Below are 18,851 nucleotides of genomic sequence, written 5' to 3'. Positions count from 1 at the left end.
ACATATTTTTTAAACCGTACAGAACAGAGTAATGACCGAAACAATCGACGACTTTCAACCCAAGGCTCCCTTCCTCTCAATCATGAAGGAACGGGGATATATCCATCAGTGTACAGACCTGGAAGGTCTGGACAAAGCTCTTGGACAAAAAGTTGTACCGGCCTATATCGGTTTTGACTGTACGGCCAAGAGCCTTCATGTGGGCTCCCTTGTGCAGATCATGATGCTGCGCCATTTGCAGAAATCGGGACACAAACCCATTGTTCTGATGGGCGGCGGCACGACCCGGATCGGTGACCCTACCGGCCGGGATGAATCCCGGGCCATGCTCACAGATGAACAAATCAATGAAAACATGAATGGCATCCGCAAGGTGTTTGAGAAGTACCTGACCTTCGGCGACGGCCCGACCGATGCCGTCATGGTCAATAATGCGGACTGGCTGGACGAACTGAAATATATCGAATTCCTGCGTGACATGGGGACCCATTTCACCATTAACCGCATGCTGACTTTCGACAGTGTCAAACTGCGTCTTGAACGTGAACAACCCATGACCTTCCTGGAGTTCAACTATATGATCCTCCAGGCCTATGACTTTCTGGAGCTGAACCGCAAAGTCAACTGTTGTCTGCAGATGGGCGGTTCCGACCAGTGGGGCAACATTATCAACGGTGTCGAACTCAACCGCCGGGTAGACCAGAAGGAAGTTTTCGGTCTGACCACCCCGCTGGTGACGCTGGCCAACGGCCAGAAAATGGGCAAGAGTCTCGGCGGTGCCGTCTGGCTCAATGATGACATGCTGTCTTCCTATGAGTTCTGGCAGTTCTGGCGCAATACGGACGATGCCGATGTGGGACGTTTCCTGCGCCTGTTTACCGAGCTTCCGCTCGAAGAAATTGAGCGACTGGAGGCCCTGGAGGGTGCCGAGATAAACGACGCCAAGAAGGTACTGGCCAACGAGGCCACCAAAATGTGCCACGGCGAGGAAGCCGCCCTTGCGGCAGAGGAAACGGCACGTAAGGCGTTTGAGGAAAAATCCCTCGCTGCGGACCTGCCGAAAATTTCTGTGCCCAAAGGCGAACTGGAAAGCGGCCTTGCCTTCAGCGATCTCTTTACCCGGGCCGGGCTTGCCAAGTCAAAGGGTGAAGCACGGCGCCTTGTCCAGGGTGGCGGTGCGCGCATCAATGATGAAAAAGTTGAAGATAGCGAACAGCCGATCACACTTGATCATTTGAATGAGGAAGGCACCATCAAACTGTCCGCCGGCAAGAAACGGCATATCCTGATCGAACCGTCCTAGTTCTCGTCGTTCTTCTTCTGATGGGCTTCCGGCGGTGTGTCCGGCGATATTTCCTGTAGCTCCTCAGCTTCCTCACGAAGTGATTTCTTGCTGGACCCCCCAAGGGCACTGAAAATATTACGCAGGATCCCCGGGGCGAGTGCTGCCAGTGGGTTCACGCTGATCTCGGTTTCCTGCATCGTTCCTGTCATTTCGAAAGTGGCGGCAAATATACCCTGATCCTTGCCGCCCGTCAGTATTGTCCCCACGATGGGAATATTGCTGAACAGGGAATTCAGTCCGTAGGCCGGCACAATTGTGCCCTCTATGTCCACTTCGTTATAGGACTGGTCCACCGTGCCGGACATGTTGACACCTATGGAACTTCCTTTTGCCGTTCCCTTCTTGATATCAAGAATGCCGTTATACTGATGAAAATCCATCTGGAAACTTTCGAACTTCAGGCCACCCTTTTTCAGCTCTTCCCGGGCCTTGGCGAAATCTTCATCCTCCAGAAGCTTTGAAACACCTGGCGAGTCACTGATAAGAAAATCTTCCGCCGTCATCCTGCCCTCAATGGACAGAAGAGAGTCTTTTCTGCCATAGTCCGCGACAATTTCCATACTGCCTTCAACGCCAACATTGAAAACCCCGGCCCCGCGCAGGGTTTCGCCTGCGTTGTTGCTCTTTACGGTCAGGACCCTGTCCTTTTCGTTTGATCCCAGGGTGACAGAAAACTCTTTTCCGTCTTCGAAAAAGGCCCTGAAATCGATTTGCCGGAAATCACTTTGAGCATAGGCGCCATCAAAGGTGGCATCATAGATAATGACGCCGTTTTCCGCCGTCACCTTGTCAAAACTGGCGACAACATCAAAATCCGGCATACCGTTTTCTTCATCCTCATCACCGGCATTTTTAAGGATAGCAAGCAAGGGTCTGGCGTCGAATTCACGTGCCCTGAGGGTCGTATCGTAATTCTGTTTTTCCGCATTCCAGACCATATCCAGGCTAAAGTCCATCTCCGGCATTTCAAGATACTGAAGGGTAAGGCGTGCTGTACGATCCTCTACAATCAGAACATTGGAAGACGCCCGAAAATCCTTGCTGGCGATATCGATGTCATTGACCTCAATAATATTGCCATCCCTGAAATTCAGGGCGAAGTCCGCCCGGGCGGGAACATCCTTTTCCTTCACCCAGCCGATGGGATCAAAGGTGATGCGGCTTTCGCCAAGATCTACCGTGCCTCTGCCAGAGACCAGTTTTGCGCCCCGGCCTTCGATCGTCAGGTCGACCTCTGCGGGCCCTTCCACGTAAGGCCGGAAGGGAAGATTGAAAGCATCCCAGTCAGCTCCGGCAAGCTTGCCCCTGATATGGTAATTTGTCGGAAACTCACCTTCCGAAGCCTTGAACTTCTCGTGCCATTCCGCCGCAAACCCGACGCCGTTCATATGCACCTGCCCCTCCGCTTTCAGTGCGTCGCCATTGACAAGCAGCCTGATATCCCCATCCGTAATGGCAAGATTGTCCGAAAGGTGGGGGATTTTCAGATCGTCGACAACCGCGTCCACGTTAAATTCAACCTGCTTGAGGGTCAGGTTCTTTATCAGCGGAAAGCTCAGGGAAAGAAGGGCATTCCCGTGCCCGGTTACACTACCCGGTTCGATGCCGTATTTTGAGGGATAACCCAGCGGCTTGTGGTCAATTACGGCCAAAATATCCTCAACCGTGCCTTCCAAAGGAAGTGCAAAGCTTGCCAGCGCTTTTCCTTTTTTGTCGATATCACTAAACACCAACCTGCCATTTCTGACTGTGACGCCCTCAATATCTCCTTTCTCAGCTGTAAGAGTAAAATCCTTCAGATTCAGGTAAGCGGTCCCATTGACGTTTTTCAAAAGCGGCATGGGACGAAGATAGTCGGCCACCACATCGCGTATATCAAAACGAAACTCGAACGCTGTGGGAGGGAGGCTGTCGGCAAGCCACATCTCCGGTTCTATTTTCACATCCATTGTTCCGTTATGAACCGATCCCGCCCTGATATTTTTCGCTATCCATTTTCGGGCCCCACGCGCCCGTTCCGGAGGCCAGTATGTGACGAGATCGGAAAACATAAGACTGTCAATGGAGGCATTTATGGTCATGCCCGGCTGATCCATGCTGCCGTACACCAGCCCGTCGCCCCGAATAATTGACTTGTGCAACTGCAGCTCAAACTGATCCAGAAAGATGATCTGTTTTTCCCCGCTGTAGTGACCGCTGAGAAACATATTGTCCAGGGCAACCGGAGCGGGATAGAGCTGTGCCGGATTAAGGCTTCCCTTCCCGGCCTCCAGTTCAAAAATTACACTGTCGAGATCGAGCGTCTTGTCAATCGCGATATCAATAATGCCGTTCAGAGGTACATTGAGAGAGGTGATTTCCTCCAATTCCCGGATGTCGGCCGCCAGCATGCCGGGAGAAAGGTTTGAAAACCGCAACTGCAAAACAGCATCCTTGCGCTTGTTGTTATGGGCCAGGGAAAGATGAACCGGCGCCTTGACGCTCTCGGAAAGCTGTATTTCTCCCTCTAAAAGCGCAAGCAACCCTTCCTCTGTGCGTTTCATGTTCAGTACAGCTTCGGGAATGGTCCAGCGACTGCCCGACTTCTCGTCGACAATAACGAAGGAGGTGTCCAGGAAGGTCAACTCTTTCAAATAGCCCGCCGCATTCATAGGTGCCGGTTTGGACAGAATCTGACGGGTTATTCGGGGAATTATTTTCTGACTCATCTGGAAATCATCCAGCAAACGCTGTAGTCTCACCTGAAAAGGTTCCGTACTTTCCCCTTCCCAGATTTCCCGTGGCAGCATTACTTCGATCTGGAGGTCCGAGAAGTCGGCCTTTACCGGGGCGAGAAGGCCACGCAAAAACCCCAATGCACTGAACTCCACATCCGCCTCCGGAATTACTATGGTCAGTTCATTGGCACTGTCAGTCAGTGAGATATTGTCAAACCGGATTTCGATGCCGCTGCTTTTCTGCTTTGTTTCCGAAGCAGATCGCCAGGTCAGCACCACAGTGTCAAAATCAATTACAGTATCGGTGAAACTGCGGGCGAAACCTGATTTAAGATATGGTGCTGCCCAGTTCAGAGCAACCGGCCCCATGCTCAGACGCCATATGAAGACCAGCATCGATAAAGCCAGCAACGCAAGCAGGGCGGATAAAATCTTTAATGTTCCCGTAGGTCGTCTCAAATCCAGTTTTCTCTTTTTTGCTGTTTTTTTTACAGCTAATATCTATCGGGCGCTACTTTAAAGAATAAAATCATTCAAAATAAGGCAAGTATTTGTGACACACGCATTTTCTGATCATTTTCCGCTTCCTGTCGACGATACTGCGGCCGAAAAAAAGCTTTCCGATTTTATCAGGCTTTGCCTTGATCGGGGATTGACTAATGGGGAAAAACTACTTGCGGAAGCCCGCCATAAAGAGCTGTTGAAAGCCATACTGGCCAACAGCCCCTATTTATCAACCCTTGCCACGAGAAACCCGGACTTTCTGCTCCGGGTGCTGGAATCTTCTCCCGGAGACTGCCTTACCGATCTTGAAAAAGAGCTGAAAGACCTGACGCCTGATGATATGGACACGGACACACTGAAAAAGATGTTCAGGCAGTTTAAGGCCCGTGTCGCGCTGCTTGCCGCCTGGGCAGACCTGTCCGGACAGTGGCCGCTGTTCAAGGTGACCGAAACCCTGAGCTGGTTTGCTGAATCCACCCTGAAAGTTGCTGTGGAACACCTGCTGGCAAAGGCCGTTGCCGCGGGAGACCTTCAGGCAGGAGGTGACGACAGCTCGACACCGTCCGCCAACAGCGGATATACGATCCTCGGCATGGGCAAACTGGGCGGACGGGAGCTGAATTATTCCAGCGATATCGATCTTATTGTCCTCTATGATCAGGATATAGTCAGATATACGGGGCGTAAGTCGGCCAAGGACCTGTTTATCAAGATCACCCGCAATCTGGTCAACTTCATGCAGGAGAGAACGGCAGACGGATATATATTCCGCACCGACCTGAGACTGAGGCCGGACCCCGGCGCCATGCCGGTGGCCATATCCATGGAAGCCGCAGAAACCTACTACCAGAGCATGGGACTGAACTGGGAACGGGCTGCCATGATCAAGGCTCGTCCGCTGGCCGGCGATATACAGGCCGGGCAGGATTTTCTTGGGCGCATTCGCGGTTTTGTCTGGCGCAAACATCTGGACTATGCCGCGCTGGAAGATATCTACGCCATCAAGAAATTGATCCACAAACATCACAAACACGGCGATATTGCCCTTGCAGGGCAGGATATCAAGCTTGGCCCCGGCGGCATCAGGGAAATCGAATTCTATGCCCAGATTCATCAGCTGATTTCCGGCGGTCGCGAACCGGCACTCAGAATCGCCCCCACCTGCGCGGCGCTTAATGTGCTGGTGGAAGAAGATCATCTGGATCAGGAAGACAACAACGTTCTGCAGGCGGCCTATGTTTATTTCCGAACCCTGGAGCATCGTCTGCAGATGATTAATGACGACCAGACCCATTCCATTCCGGAACGGGCCGAGGATATTTTCAGGATAGCTCGTTTTATGGGCTTTGAAACGGTCGGGGATTTTGAAAAGGAAACCATTTCCCACCTGGAAAAAGTACATGCTCTTTTTGACGAACTCCTCAAGGACAGCAGACAGACCCCTGAAGCTGCCGGAGATCAGGAACTACAGTTTCCTTCCGGAGACAACCGTTCTCCCGAAACCCTGGAAATACTCGCTGAGAACGGTTTTGAAAATCCCGGCGGCGCCTATGATATCATTCAGAACTGGTTGCTTGGCCGCTATCGCGCCTGCCGGACCGAGCGGGCCAGAAAAATACTGAAAGGGCTGGTGCCGCATATCCTGGAAGCGTTCTCCCAAAGTGACAGTCCCGACGCTGTCCTGAGAAGATTTGACGACTTTCTTTCAAAACTGCCCTCCGGGGTACAACTTTTTGCCTTTATCAATGCGCATCCCTGGCTTCTGGAACTGCTGACCGAAATTATGGTCAGCGCCCCTTCCCTGTCCGAACAGCTGGCCCGGCGTCCATTGCTTCTGGATGCTGTCCTTACGCCAGAGTTTTTTGAAGCTTTTCCGGAACGTGAAGAGCTGGAAGAAAGCCTCTCCATCTTGCTGGCGACCGCCCGGGACTACCAGGATGTGCTCGATATTACCCGGAAATGGACCAACGAGCAGAAATTCCAGGTCGGGGTGCAAATCCTGCGCAATGTCATTGATGTGAAGATGTCTGGACTGCTTCTTACCCGAATTGCCGAGGTTGTGGTCGAGCGCATGCTGCAGGAAGTAACAAAGGAATTTTCCCGAAAACACGGTTGTATCGACGGCGGTTCCTTCTGTGTTGTCGCCATGGGCAAACTCGGGGGGTATGAACTGACAACCACGTCAGATCTCGATCTTGTATTTATTTATAACTGTAAAGGGCCGGGCGGTTTTTCGGACGGAAAAAAGTCTCTGAGCGTCAACCATTATTATGCCCGTCTCAGCCAGAATATCATCAATGCGCTGACCGCACTGACAGGAGAAGGGAAGCTTTTTGATGTGGACATGCGCCTGCGTCCTTCGGGAAATGCGGGACCGATTGCCGTCAATCTTGAGACTTTCTGTGAATATCAGGAGGGCAAGGCGTGGACCTGGGAACATATGGCCCTGACCCGGGCTCGCGTGATTGCCTGTGATAGAGAACTTGGGGATAAGGTCAATGCCGCAATCCATAATATCCTGACCCACCGGAACAGGGATCAGGACAATCTCCTGTTTGAAGTGGCCAAAATGCGCAGCCGAATGCGAAAGGAATTTGATACCGACAACGTCTGGGCAGTCAAACACACACAGGGCGGGCTGGTAGATATTGAATTTATCTGCCAGTATCTCCTTCTGTCCCGGGCAACGGAAAAGCCGGAAATTCTGGATACAAATATTCTCAATTTCCTGAAAAAGGCCTCTGGCGCAGGCATCATTGACGATGAAAAGGCGGAAATATTGTCCCGGGCCACTGAAATGATGCAGACCATACAGCTTTTGCTCAGGCTATGCATGGGGAGCGCATCAAAAAGCGAAAACAAACCTGCGGCGCTGGTAAAAATACTTCTCCAGAGAACAGAAACCGGGACGCTCGGGGAACTGGAAGAAAAAATCGCCGCGGCTCAGCATTCCGTATATGAAATCTATCAGGAAATTATTGAAACACCTGCGGCAAACATGTTACCTCCTGCACCGGTAACACCGCTTGGAAACCCCGTGGATCAAAATTAAAAAGGATAAAAGATGCTGGAAACAGGACAGAAGGCACCGGAATTCAAACTTCCCGACGAAAACGGGGAAGAGGTTTCCCTTTCTGACTACAAGGAAAAAAACGTCGTCCTGTATTTCTATCCCAAGGACAGCACACCGGGCTGCACCAACGAAGCCAAGGATTTCAGCCGCCTTATCAACGATTTTGCCGCCTGCGATACCGTGGTGCTCGGCGCCTCCAGGGACAGCGTCAAACGCCATCAGAATTTTATTACCAAGCAGGATCTCAAGGTAAAGCTGCTATCGGATGAAAGCGGCACCCTGTGCGAGGACTACACCGTCTGGGTCCTGAAAAAGCTCTATGGCCGGGAATATATGGGCATAGAACGTGCCACCTTCCTGATTGACGGTGAAGGCGTCATTCGCCAGATCTGGCGCAAGGTCAAGGTCAAGGGCCACGCGGAAGAGGTCCTGGCCGCTGCACAGGCCCTCTGATCCCTCCATGGGTGAACAACTTTCCATCTGTCAGGCCGCTTTGCACGTACTCTCCACATCTGACGCGAGAGAAAAGGCCGCCATTGCCCGTGAAACGGCAAAACTATGGAAGGCCGGTCATTTTACCGGCAGGGAACGTGCCTTTCCAGAAGACCGGCCTGCCCGGCCGGAAAAGCCCGAACTTTTGTTCCCGAAAGACATGCCGAAACGCGGTAGAGGCGGCAGCCTGGAAAACCGCATCGCCCTGATGCACGCTATTGCCCACATCGAACTGAACGCCATTGACCTGGCCTGGGATATTGTTGCCCGTTTCGGTCACGACATGCCCGAGGACTTCATTAATGACTGGGTGGAAGTTGGAGACGACGAAGCTCGGCATTTTATGCTCATCGAGCAGCGTCTCGAGGACCTCGGTACCTTCTACGGCGAGTTGCCGGCCCATGACGGTCTGTGGCAGGCGGCACATGATACCCGGAATGACCTGGCCGCCAGGCTTGCAATAGTGCCATTGGTACTTGAGGCGCGGGGTCTGGACGTTACGCCCGGGATGGTAAAACGCATGGAGAATTTCGGCGATAGCAAGAGTGCATCGGCCCTGAAAGTCATTTATGACGAAGAAATCAGCCATGTTGCCAAGGGACAGAAGTGGTTCTCCTGGCTTTGTGAGCAAAAAGGCTGGAATGGGCAGGAAAAATACCAGGAACTGGTGAAAAAATATTTTAGCGGTAAATTAAAACCACCTTTTAATAAAAAAGCCCGAAAGGCCGCAGGACTGCTGGAATCCTACTACTTACCTCTTTCGGCCATATAATTTTGTTAAAAAGCGTTGCATTCATTTACCTTTTGGTATCAAATGCCGGTTATAAAGGAAAAGCTTTGATTTAAAAGTGGTATTTTGACGTAAGCAGGGGGTAAGAGCGATCCGAAATCTTGCCAAAAAGTTAAAAGAGCTCAGTGCAAAGCTTAGAGAGCTCAGCGCCACGTATTTTCCTGAACGACAAATGTATTTCAGGACCAACGGCGTAGTTCGCTTTGTAACCGTGTCAGAACGGACCCAGCTGGCCTTTGTTGGTCTTTTGCTGGTCCTGCTGCTTTGGGTGATCATTACCTCTGTTTTCTTTGCCTTCGAACAACAGATTTTGGCGGCAAAGGAAGAAAAGGTTCAGGAAGCCAACAGAGAGTACCAGCTTGCCCACGAGCAGTTTCAGACAATGAAAGAAACGCTTGAAGAAACAGCCCGTGCTCTGGAGCAACGTCAGATATACCTCCAGCAGTTGATTGACACGGACCAGTCTCTTTCGCAACAGGCTGATCAGGCGGAACAGGAAAACTCCGCTCCGGCCGGCGGGACGGATACGGCCGTCGGAGACAATGTGGACCTGATCTCCCATGTGTTCAGCACCCAGGAGCGTCAGAAGCAATATAATGACCGCAAGAGAGAGCTGGAATATTATAATTTTGAACTTAAACGGATCGAGAACCGTCAGCGTCAGCTGGCCGAGGGCATGATCCGCGGAATTTCCGGCAAACTCGCCTATATTGACAGTACGCTGGAAAAATCAGGTATCAAGACTGAGAAGCTTATCCAGATTGCACAAAAGCGCGCTTCTTCAGATCTCGTCGGTCAGGGTGGTCCTCTTGTGGTTTTGGGAGAAGCGGTTGACGAAGCAGGTGACCAGTCTGAATCCTTTGTCCGTCTGCAGGCGCATTATAACCGTCTGGTCGGCCTGGAAACAGCTATGCAGAGCATGCCGGTCGCGGTACCTGCGAAAAAATATTATCTTTCCAGCGGATTTGGCCCCCGCCGGGATCCATTTAAGAAGACATGGGCTACACATCATGGTCTCGATATGGCTGGCTGGTGGAAAACACCTATTTATGCCTCCGGCAACGGCATCGTGACGAAGGCTGGGCGCAATGGTGCGTACGGTAATTTTATTGAAATCGACCATGGAAACGGGTTTAAGTCACGATATGGCCATCTTTCGAAGATAAAAGTGAAACGTGGCCAACAGGTCAGTGTTAGCCAGGAGATCGGGCTGATGGGAAGCACAGGACGTAGTACCAGTCCCCATTTGCATTACGAAATCTGGTTTAACGGTAAACCCATTAATCCTTTGAATCTATTCAAGGCAGCAGAAGATGTTCTCAAGATCCAGCGACAAGAATATTCCAGAAGCTAGAGAGTTGAAAGAAATGAAACCTAGTAATAACGCAGCTCCGTCCATTATCGGATCCGATGTGACCGTAAATGGCGATATCACGACACTCGGCGAAATTCAGCTTGATGGTACTGTAGATGGTGATGTCCGCAGTGAATCTCTGACCATTGGCGAACATGGCGCCGTTAACGGCACCATTATGGCCAATAATGTAATCGTCAAGGGTTCTGCCAGCGGGCAGATCAGGGGACGTAACGTCCGCCTCGAGAAAACCGCCAGAGTCAAGGGCGACATCATGCATGAGGCTCTCAGTGTAGAAGCCGGTGCCGTCGTCGAAGGCACATTGATGCATCAGGAAGATGCTCTGCAGGAAAATGGCCCAAAGCCGGTTCAGCCCGTTGAGGTTGCCCCTGCTCCCGAGGAAGAGCACAACGTAAAGACTGCCTGAGTGTCTCTCTGGACTGGAAAATAGAAAAGCCTTCCACTCTGCAGAAGGCTTTTTGGCGCTGGATAATTACTTCTTCTACTCTATATCTTCCACCTCTACCGAGGTGCCGTGCACCCGGGCAGCAAGAGCTGCTGTCAGAAACTGATCTATATCTCCATCAAGCACCTTGTCGGGCTGACCACTCTCCACACCCGTACGCAAATCCTTGACCATCTGATAAGGCTGCAGCACGTAGGATCGCAGCTGATGCCCCCAACCGATCTCTGTCTTGCTGGCGTGTTCCGCGTTGGCCTCTTCTTCCCGCCGCTGCAGTTCCGCTTCATAAAGGCGGGCCTTCAGCATATTCATGGCCGTCGCCCTGTTTTTATGCTGTGAGCGGTCATTCTGACACTGCACAACTATGTTGGTCGGGATATGGGTGATACGGATGGCACTGTCGGTGGTATTCACATGCTGACCGCCCGCACCACTGGCCCGATAGGTATCGACACGCAGATCACTTTCGTTGATTTCCACCTCGAAATTGTCATCCACCACCGGATAAATCCAGACACTGGCGAAACTGGTATGTCGGCGGGCGTTGGAATCGTAAGGAGAAATACGGACCAGGCGATGTACACCGCTTTCCGTCTTGAGCCAGCCATAGGCGTTTTCTCCCTTCACCAGAAGGGTGGCGGACTTGATCCCCGCCTCATCACCTGCGTGATACTCAATCATATCAACCTTATAGCCGTGTTGCTCTGCCCAGCGGGTGTACATGCGCAGCAGCATGTTGGCCCAATCCTGGCTTTCCGTACCGCCCGCACCGGAATGGATTTCCACATAGGTGTCAAAGCTGTCGGCTTCCCCGCTCAGCAGGGTCTGGAATTCCATCTCTCCAGCTTTATCGGTCAGCGCTTCAATAGCTTGCTCGGCCTCTGCAACAACTTCTTCATCACCTTCCATCTCCCCCATTTCAATGAGTTCGATGTTATCGTTCAGGTCCTGTTCGACATTTTTACACAAGGAAATAGCCTGATCCAGTTTTTGGCGTTCCTGCATCAGTTTCTGTGCTTTGGAGGCGTCATTCCAGAGATTGGGGTCTTCGGAAAGGGCGTTCAGCTCTGCCAGTCTGTCAAGGGCGACATCCCAGTCAAAGATGCCTCCTCAGCAGTGCGAGAGACTGCTTGATTTTGTCAACGTGATGTTGGGTTTCTGCTTTCATCGTCGTGTATTCTCGTGAAATTACAGGTTACTAGTATATTCCACCGGTACCGGTGCGAACTTTTGTCCCTGTTTGCACCAGGGAATTAAATCCGTCAAGCACATCTGCTGTTTTTGTCGGAAAAGTTCCCTGACGGAACGCTTCGAGAATGGCATTTTTTTCTCCGGCCTGGGCGATCTGGCCTGTTTTCGGGTTCACCCGGACCAGCCGCACCCCGGGTGGAATACGGAAAGGAATAGACGGTTCATTTTTCAGGGCTTCCTGCATGAAATCCCGGAAAATTGGTACAGCTACACTGGCCCCCTCTTCACCTGCGCCGAGGGAACGGGGTGTATCAAAACCGGCAAACACGCCGACAACCAGGTCCGGAGAAAACCCTACAAACCAGGCATCAAAACTGTCGTTTGAGGTCCCGGTCTTGCCCGCTAGCGGTTTGTTCAGGGCCCTGATACGAATACCGGTTCCCCGCTGTACAACACCTTCCATCATGGAGACAAGCTGATAGGCGGTTACTTCATCCAGAACCCTCCTGCGCTGATCAGGAAGTCTGGGTTCATTCTGATATTGCCATTCCTCAGCAAGACAATTTTCACATTCACGCTGGTCGTGTCGGAAGATGGTCTCGCCATAGCGATCCTGAATACGATCGATCAGCGTCGGGGTAACCTTCTTGCCGCCATTGACAATCATGCCGTATGCCGCAGTCAGCTTCATAAGAGTTGTATCCCCCGCCCCCAGTGACATGGACAGAAGCGACGGCAGGTTATGTGTTATACCCATACGGTCGGCTATATCTACAATCCCGTCCATCTTGATGTACTGGGCCAGACGCACTGTCATCAGGTTTCGCGACTTCTCCAGCCCCAAACGAAGGGTGCTCGGGCCATAAAATTTGTCACTGGAGTTCTTGGGTTTCCATTTCCCGAGCCCGAAGCCCTGCTCCATCACGAACGGGGCGTCCAGGATCAGACTGGAGGGAGTAAAACCCTTTTCCAGGGCAACGGCATAGACAAAGGGCTTGAAGGCACTGCCCGGCTGCCTTTTGGCCTGTGTCGCCCGGTTATATTCGCTCAGATTATAGTCAAATCCGCCGGACATGGCCAGGACCCGCCCGGTATGGGGATCCATGGCGACAATGGCGCCGTTGATTTCTGGTATCTGACGCAGACCAAAGGCCGCAAATTCCGGCTCCACCTGTTTGTGATCCGAACTTGCCAGTTCCTCGACAATAATGACGTCCCCCACAGACAGGACTTCCTTGACGGACTTGATCCGCTGAGCAACATATTCACCCTTGAGGTATTTGCGGGCCCACTTAACCTCATCCAGGGGGACCTGGCCGAGAGTACCATCTTTGGTCAGAACAGAAGCTCTCTGATCCTCTACTTCCCGGACCACAGCCAGCCGCCAGCTATCCATACCAAGCGGGATATCCATCTTCTCCAGTTCCGCCTGCCAGTCCTCGTCCTTTGAAAAGCGTGTCACAGGCCCTTTGTATCCATGACGGCGATCATAGACAATGAGTCCCTGCTTCAGTTCCCGTTCAGCAATAGCCTGGAGACGCGGAGAAAGAGTTGTCCGCACAAACAGGCCGCCACCATAAAGTTCATCATCTCCGTAAAGATCCTTGAGCTCCCGGCGAACTTCCTCTGTGAAATATTCCGCCTTGAATATGGTTGTCCGTTCCGGTTTTTTCGTAACCAACGGGTTTTTCTGGGCTTCGGCAGCTTCCTCCGGTGTAATGTAGCCTACCTGAGCCATGCGCCCCAACACCCAGTTTCGCCGGCCAACGGCAGCATCATATCTCCTGACCGGATGATAGTTGTTGGGCCCTTTCGGAAGGGCGGCAAGATAGGCGATCTCATCGAGGGTCAGTTCGCCCAGAGATTTGTTAAAATAATAAAGGCTTGCTGCCGCCACACCATAGGTGCCGGAGCCCAGATAAATCTCGTTCAGATAGAGCTCAAGGATCTTGTCCTTGGAAAAAGTACGTTCGATACGATAGGCAAGAATGGCTTCCTTGATTTTTCGCTCATAACTAACCACACCGGAAAGCAGAAAGTTTTTGGCCACCTGCTGGGTGATGGTGGAAGCGCCCACCGGCCGCCGTCCGCTGAAACTGTTCTTGATATTCAGCAGAGCTGCCCGGATAACACCCATATAATCGATGCCGCCATGGGTATAGAAAGACTTGTCCTCAGCCGCCAGAAAAGCATGGATCAGCGGCTTGGGAATTGCAGAAATAGGGACAAACAGTCGTTTCTGGCGGGCGTATTCGGACAACAGGTTTCCGTCCCCCGCATATATGCGACTGACAACCGGTGGTTCATAGTCCGCCAGTTGGTGATAGTTGGGCAAATCCTGACCGTAACTGTTCAGAAGATACAGCAGACCGGCAACGGCACAGATAAAGCCGACAAGCGCCGCCACCGTGGTCGCCCCAAGAATATTTATCCAGATGTTTGTCCGTTTCGCCATTATGCCTGACAGTTATATAATAAAACCAGTTTTTCTGTCCGTCAAAATTCGCACAGTAATACGCGCCCAATGTGTCATCTATATGGCCCAATCCTTTATTTTAAACTAAAGAATACCTTTAATTTGAGGCAAAATTCTTCTGGAAATAACGATCAACAGCCTTGACGATGGAACGCCCGATTTTCTGCTGTGTTTCCCTTTGCATCAAAAGTGCCGCATCCTTTCTGTTGGTCAGATAGCCGAGTTCCAGGAGAACCGATGGCACATCAAGACCTTTGAGAACGAGAAGACTGGCGGTTCTGTGAGGGCGCGTTCTAAGCAGGGTTGCATTTTTTAACTGACCGACAAGCTCTGTAGCAAAGCTGCTGGACAGGTTCATGGTTTCCCGCTGGAGAAGTTCAATCAGTATGCCCTGGACCTCATCCGGTTCTGCCTCCAAGTCCATACCGGCGATAATATCCGACTTGTTTTCCCGGGCGGCAAGTGCCGCGGCTTCCCGGTCAGAGGCTTTTTCCGACAGAGTGTAGACCGTGGCGCCCCTCACCCGGCTATCGTCAATCGCATCGCAATGAACCGAAATAAACAGATCAGCCTGGTGGGCATGGGCGACATGGCTGCGTGCCCGGTGTTTGACGTAAATATCCCTGGTGCGGGTCAGGATCACTTCATAGCGTCCGGTTCTTTCCAGTTCTTTCTTTATGGCCCGGGCGGCAGTCAGGGCGACTGTCTTCTCGGGGAATTTTGACGAACCGTTTTTACCCAGATTTCCAGGGTCATGACCACCGTGTCCGGGATCAAGCACAATCAGTTTTTTGGTCCGTCCTATCCGGGCGCTTTCCACAACCGGTTGTGGCGGCCGCGAAGCCAGGGTCATCTGTCTCGGCTTACGGATAGTGCTGGAAAAATCCTTTTGATCTGTTCTTTTTAAATCCACAACAAACCGGTATGGATATTTCTTTTTGGGTGGAAGAAAAAAGGACTTGTCGACTTTCACCGGATATTGAAGATCAAGAACAATGCGGGATGTGCCAGGCTTGAAAAGGCCATATCTATATCGCTCAATAACCCCTTTACCGTCTGCACCGCCCGGACCGATTTTCCAGTCAACCTCGTCTATATCGATCACTATCCGGTTGGGGTCAGCCAGCGTGAAAATGGAGAACTTCACCTTGTCGCTCATCTCCAGCACGAAGCGGGTGCGATTTTTATCAACGCCAATTCGTGCACCGGACACTTCCGGAACGGCAGAAGAAGCATATGAAGTGTCGACAACATATGAAATTATCAGACAAAAGAGCAGTAATGCTTTCGATACGTTTTGCTTAAAAATCATAATTCGTTACTGTTCCCAATCCGGTCTGAACTATATTTCTAATATAAATTGCTCGCCAGCCAAAGTTTTTTTAATCTTTTCAGTCTAATTATCACATTCTCTATTGTAAGAGCCAAACTGTCGGCTTATGTTATAGAAATACTGGAAGGTGAAATTCTATAAGCTGTTTAGTTAATTATGGAAATATCGCCGAAAGTTGAAAAGTTTTAGGACGAGTTGGTCTACGGACGGGAGGAATGCTCTACATTTGCTCCTGGAAGTCGATACAAGCGTCTGAAAGAAAGAAATTTCAGGTGACTGTGTTTCTTTTTTCCCGATAACCGGGGCTTCTTATTTTCTCTGGAAAATAAAAATAATAACCAAAGTAACCGAATATGAAATTCAGAACGCGTCATTTTTCAGGGGTACCTTCGGCAACAGATTGCCGCCCTGCCCCTGCCGGTCAGTGTAATACCACCAGGCCGCGTTATCTGACGGGTTCCCTTTTATCCAAACAACCCAACCTGATAAAACAAAGCTCAGCTCACCCACAGGCGATCAATATCCCTGTGCGTTGGAGCGAACTTTGTCGTGGAGACTATTTAAATGGCAATTCGTATGCTCATCGACGCATCACACGAGGAAGAGACTCGTGTAGCCGTCGTTCGCGGGAATCGTGTGGAGGAATTCGACTATGAGTCCACTTCCAGAAAACCGCTCAAAGGAAATATCTATCTCGCCAAGGTAACCAGGGTCGAACCCTCCCTGCAGGCTGCCTTCGTCGATTATGGCGGAAACCGACACGGTTTTCTGGCCTTCAGCGAGATCCACCCCGACTACTACCAGATCCCTGTTGCTGACCGGGAAGCCCTGATCGCCCAGGAAGCGGCAGCCAATGCCGATATCCTCGAAGAAGAGGCGCCTGCGGAAGAAGCTTCCGACAGCCCGGAGATCGAAGCGCCGGAAACAAAAGAAGAATCCGCAGAGGCTCCGGAAGGCGACAGTGAAGCTCAGCCTGAAGTTGCTGCCGAGAGCGAAAACGGCGAGGAAGAAATCGAATCTCTTCATGCAGATGACGAAGAAGAGGAAGCGAAACTTCGCCTGCGCATGGCCAAACGCCTGCGCCATAAGTATAAAATTCAGGAAGTAATCAAGAAACGCCAGATCATTCTGGTCCAGGTGGTCAAGGAAGAACGCGGCAATAAAGGCGCGGCGCTGACTACATATCTGTCCCTTCCCGGTCGTTACTGCGTACTGATGCCCAATACACTGCACGGTGGTGGCGTCAGCCGTAAAATCGGCAGCAGCCAGGACCGCAAGCGCCTGAAATCCATTCTCGCCGACCTGAATATGCCGGAAGGTATGGCCTGCATCATCCGGACTGCCGGAGCCAGCCGTACTAAGCTGGAGGTCAAACGGGATTATGACTATCTGACCCGCATGTGGGAAAAAATCCGCGAGCTGACTCTCAAGTCAATTGCCCCGACTCTGATCTATGAAGAAGGCAATCTGATCAAGCGCAGTATTCGCGACCTTTATACCCGCGAAATTGACGAAATTTTCGTCGAGGGTGAGGAAGGCTACAAGACAGCCAAAACCTATATGAAACTTCTGATGCCGAGCCATGCCAAAAAGGTTCAGCATTACCAGGACGATATTCCGCTTCTGCAGAGGTTCCAGGTCGAAAGCCATCTGGATTCCATGTATAATCCCTCGGTCCAGCTCAGGTCCGGTGGTTATATCGTAATTAATCCGACCGAAGCCCTGGTTTCCATCGATGTGAACTCCGGCAAGGCCACAAAAGAACACAATATCGAGGAAACCGCCTACAAGACCAACCTTGAAGCGGCAGAAGAAATCGCCCGCCAGCTCAAACTGCGTGACATGGCCGGGCTGATCGTGATCGACTTTATCGATATGGAAGATCGCGGCAATATCCGAACTGTTGAACGCAAGATGAAGGACTGCCTGAAGTCCGATCGAGCCCGTATCCAGGTCGGCAAAATCAGCACCTTCGGCCTGATGGAAATGTCTCGTCAGCGCCTGCGCGCCGGCGTCCTGGAATCAAGCACCAGAACCTGCCCGCATTGTGACGGCACCGGAGTTATCCGTTCTGTAGAATCCCAGTCCCTACACATCATTCGCGTGATCGAGGAAGAAGGCATCCGCAAACGGACCAGCAATATCGTACTCTATCTTCCCGCCAACGTGGCCATCTATATCCTGAACCAGAAACGTTCACAGCTGACGGATCTGGAACAGCGCTATGGCTTCAGCGTCGGTATTTCCATTGACGAGAGCCTGACAGAAAACGGCTACCGGATGGAACGTACCGAAGGCCAGAAGCTGAAAACAGAATCAAAAAACAGTCTGCAGCTTGGTGGTGACGTGTCCACACTGGTGGATGTGACCGAGGACGACGTTACTCCCGACAGTGAGGAACGTGAAAGGCCGAAACGCAAACGTCGGCGCCGTCGGCGCAAGCCCCGCACTGGCGAAGGCGAAAGCCCGGAAGCCGAAAGCAAGTCTGCAGAGTCTGCTGATGAAGCCGCACCGGAAACGGAAGAAGGGGAAAAAGACAGCAGCGAGAAAAAACCTTCGCGCCGCCGTCCCCGTCGCCGCAACCGTCGTGACAAGACTGAACAAACCGAAGCTCCCTCTTCTGAAGGCGAAGTAGCCGCAGAAGCAAAAACAAGCGAGACCGCCCCGGAAGAAAAAGAAACGACCGGAGAGGAAGAAAAGCCGAAAAAACCACGCCGCCGCCGGACCAGGAAACCCGAAACACATGCTGAGGCTGCAGAACAGCCCGCAGAAGCCAAGGGTGAACAGACAGCCCCTGCCGGTGAAGGTGATACAGCGGCGACTGACACTGTGAAGGAAGAAAAGCCCAAACGGCGCAGAACCCGCAAACCGAAGTCCGATGCCGGCGCTGAAGACAAAGGTGAGAAAACGGCAGAAAAACAGGCCGCCAAAGCCCCAGAGGCCGAACCGGCCCCTGAAAAGAAAGCTGATGTGAAGACCGCGCCTGAACCCTCTCGCTTCGTTAATGTGATAGAAGTCGGCAGTGCCGATAAGAAATCGGAAGAGGCTGATAGTGCAGATAACGCGAAGGGCGGCAAAAAAGGCTGGTGGCAGCGCGCCTTCGGTGATTGATT

General features: G+C 51.7%; 11 protein-coding genes. 7 read left to right on the top strand and 4 right to left on the bottom strand.

Annotation, left to right across the window (positions count from 1 at the left end; genetic code table 11):
- Positions 1-31: 31 nt before the first annotated feature.
- The gene (tyrS, locus tag ACN0YD_RS06990) at positions 32-1,303 is read left to right on the top strand and encodes a tyrosine--tRNA ligase (protein WP_417318166.1); all 1,272 of its coding nucleotides are present in this window, start codon (positions 32-34) and stop codon (positions 1,301-1,303) included.
- Here the strand turns inward: tyrS and ACN0YD_RS06985 are convergent.
- Positions 1,300-4,458, bottom strand: coding sequence for an AsmA-like C-terminal domain-containing protein (locus ACN0YD_RS06985; protein ID WP_417318164.1), 3,159 nt, complete (start codon positions 4,456-4,458; stop codon positions 1,300-1,302). The genes tyrS and ACN0YD_RS06985 overlap by 4 nt on opposite strands.
- 157 nt (positions 4,459-4,615) lie before the next feature.
- On the opposite strand from ACN0YD_RS06985, the gene ACN0YD_RS06980 reads away from it, so the two are divergent.
- The 5 genes from ACN0YD_RS06980 (at position 4,616) to ACN0YD_RS06960 (ending at position 10,702) form a co-directional block, all read left to right on the top strand.
- The gene (locus ACN0YD_RS06980) at positions 4,616-7,618 is read left to right on the top strand and encodes a bifunctional [glutamine synthetase] adenylyltransferase/[glutamine synthetase]-adenylyl-L-tyrosine phosphorylase (RefSeq protein WP_417318162.1); all 3,003 of its coding nucleotides are present in this window, start codon (positions 4,616-4,618) and stop codon (positions 7,616-7,618) included.
- A gap of 12 nt (positions 7,619-7,630) precedes the next feature.
- Entirely contained in the window at positions 7,631-8,092 is a 462-nt protein-coding gene (gene bcp / locus ACN0YD_RS06975) for a thioredoxin-dependent thiol peroxidase (RefSeq protein ID WP_417318160.1), read from the top strand.
- A 7-nt stretch (positions 8,093-8,099) separates the two neighbouring features.
- Positions 8,100-8,903 (top strand): ferritin-like domain-containing protein, encoded by an 804-nt coding sequence (locus ACN0YD_RS06970; RefSeq protein WP_417318159.1) that lies wholly within the window; start codon positions 8,100-8,102, stop codon positions 8,901-8,903.
- A 190-nt stretch (positions 8,904-9,093) separates the two neighbouring features.
- On the top strand, positions 9,094-10,275 hold the full coding sequence (locus ACN0YD_RS06965) for a peptidoglycan DD-metalloendopeptidase family protein (protein WP_417318157.1): 1,182 nt from the start codon (positions 9,094-9,096) through the stop codon (positions 10,273-10,275).
- Between the two features lie 13 nt (positions 10,276-10,288).
- Positions 10,289-10,702, top strand: a complete 414-nt coding sequence (locus ACN0YD_RS06960; RefSeq protein ID WP_417318155.1) for a bactofilin family protein — start codon at positions 10,289-10,291, stop codon at positions 10,700-10,702.
- A gap of 75 nt (positions 10,703-10,777) precedes the next feature.
- Here the strand turns inward: ACN0YD_RS06960 and prfB are convergent.
- The 3 genes from prfB to ACN0YD_RS06945 form a co-directional block, all read right to left on the bottom strand.
- Positions 10,778-11,906 (bottom strand): peptide chain release factor 2 gene (prfB, locus tag ACN0YD_RS06955; protein WP_417318153.1). Its coding sequence is split into 2 segments (ribosomal slippage): positions 10,778-11,836 and positions 11,838-11,906, totalling 1,128 coding nucleotides; the frame shifts between segments, so codons are not numbered across the junction.
- Between the two features lie 30 nt (positions 11,907-11,936).
- Entirely contained in the window at positions 11,937-14,384 is a 2,448-nt protein-coding gene (locus ACN0YD_RS06950) for a penicillin-binding protein 1A (RefSeq protein ID WP_417318151.1), read from the bottom strand.
- 118 nt (positions 14,385-14,502) lie between these two features.
- Positions 14,503-15,618, bottom strand: coding sequence for an N-acetylmuramoyl-L-alanine amidase (locus ACN0YD_RS06945; protein WP_417318149.1), 1,116 nt, complete (start codon positions 15,616-15,618; stop codon positions 14,503-14,505).
- A 684-nt stretch (positions 15,619-16,302) separates the two neighbouring features.
- Between ACN0YD_RS06945 and ACN0YD_RS06940 the strand changes: the two genes are divergently transcribed.
- Entirely contained in the window at positions 16,303-18,849 is a 2,547-nt protein-coding gene (locus ACN0YD_RS06940; RefSeq protein WP_417318147.1) for an Rne/Rng family ribonuclease, read from the top strand.
- The last annotated feature ends 2 nt before the right edge of the window (positions 18,850-18,851 follow it).

Source organism: Emcibacter sp., from assembly GCF_048269205.1.
GTDB lineage: Bacteria > Pseudomonadota > Alphaproteobacteria > Sphingomonadales > Emcibacteraceae > Emcibacter.
Note: the sequence above shows the minus strand (reverse complement) of the source record. Positions and strands in the feature narration are given on the sequence as shown.

Coding starts and splice junctions, on each gene's coding strand:
- tyrS (WP_417318166.1), top strand. CDS start 32: ATGACCGAAACAATCGACGACTTTCAACCCAAGGCTCCCTTCCTCTCA.
- ACN0YD_RS06985 (WP_417318164.1), bottom strand. CDS start 4,458: ATGCTGGTCTTCATATGGCGTCTGAGCATGGGGCCGGTTGCTCTGAAC.
- bcp (WP_417318160.1), top strand. CDS start 7,631: ATGCTGGAAACAGGACAGAAGGCACCGGAATTCAAACTTCCCGACGAA.
- ACN0YD_RS06970 (WP_417318159.1), top strand. CDS start 8,100: ATGGGTGAACAACTTTCCATCTGTCAGGCCGCTTTGCACGTACTCTCC.
- ACN0YD_RS06965 (WP_417318157.1), top strand. CDS start 9,094: ATGTATTTCAGGACCAACGGCGTAGTTCGCTTTGTAACCGTGTCAGAA.
- ACN0YD_RS06960 (WP_417318155.1), top strand. CDS start 10,289: ATGAAACCTAGTAATAACGCAGCTCCGTCCATTATCGGATCCGATGTG.
- ACN0YD_RS06950 (WP_417318151.1), bottom strand. CDS start 14,384: ATGGCGAAACGGACAAACATCTGGATAAATATTCTTGGGGCGACCACG.
- ACN0YD_RS06940 (WP_417318147.1), top strand. CDS start 16,303: ATGGCAATTCGTATGCTCATCGACGCATCACACGAGGAAGAGACTCGT.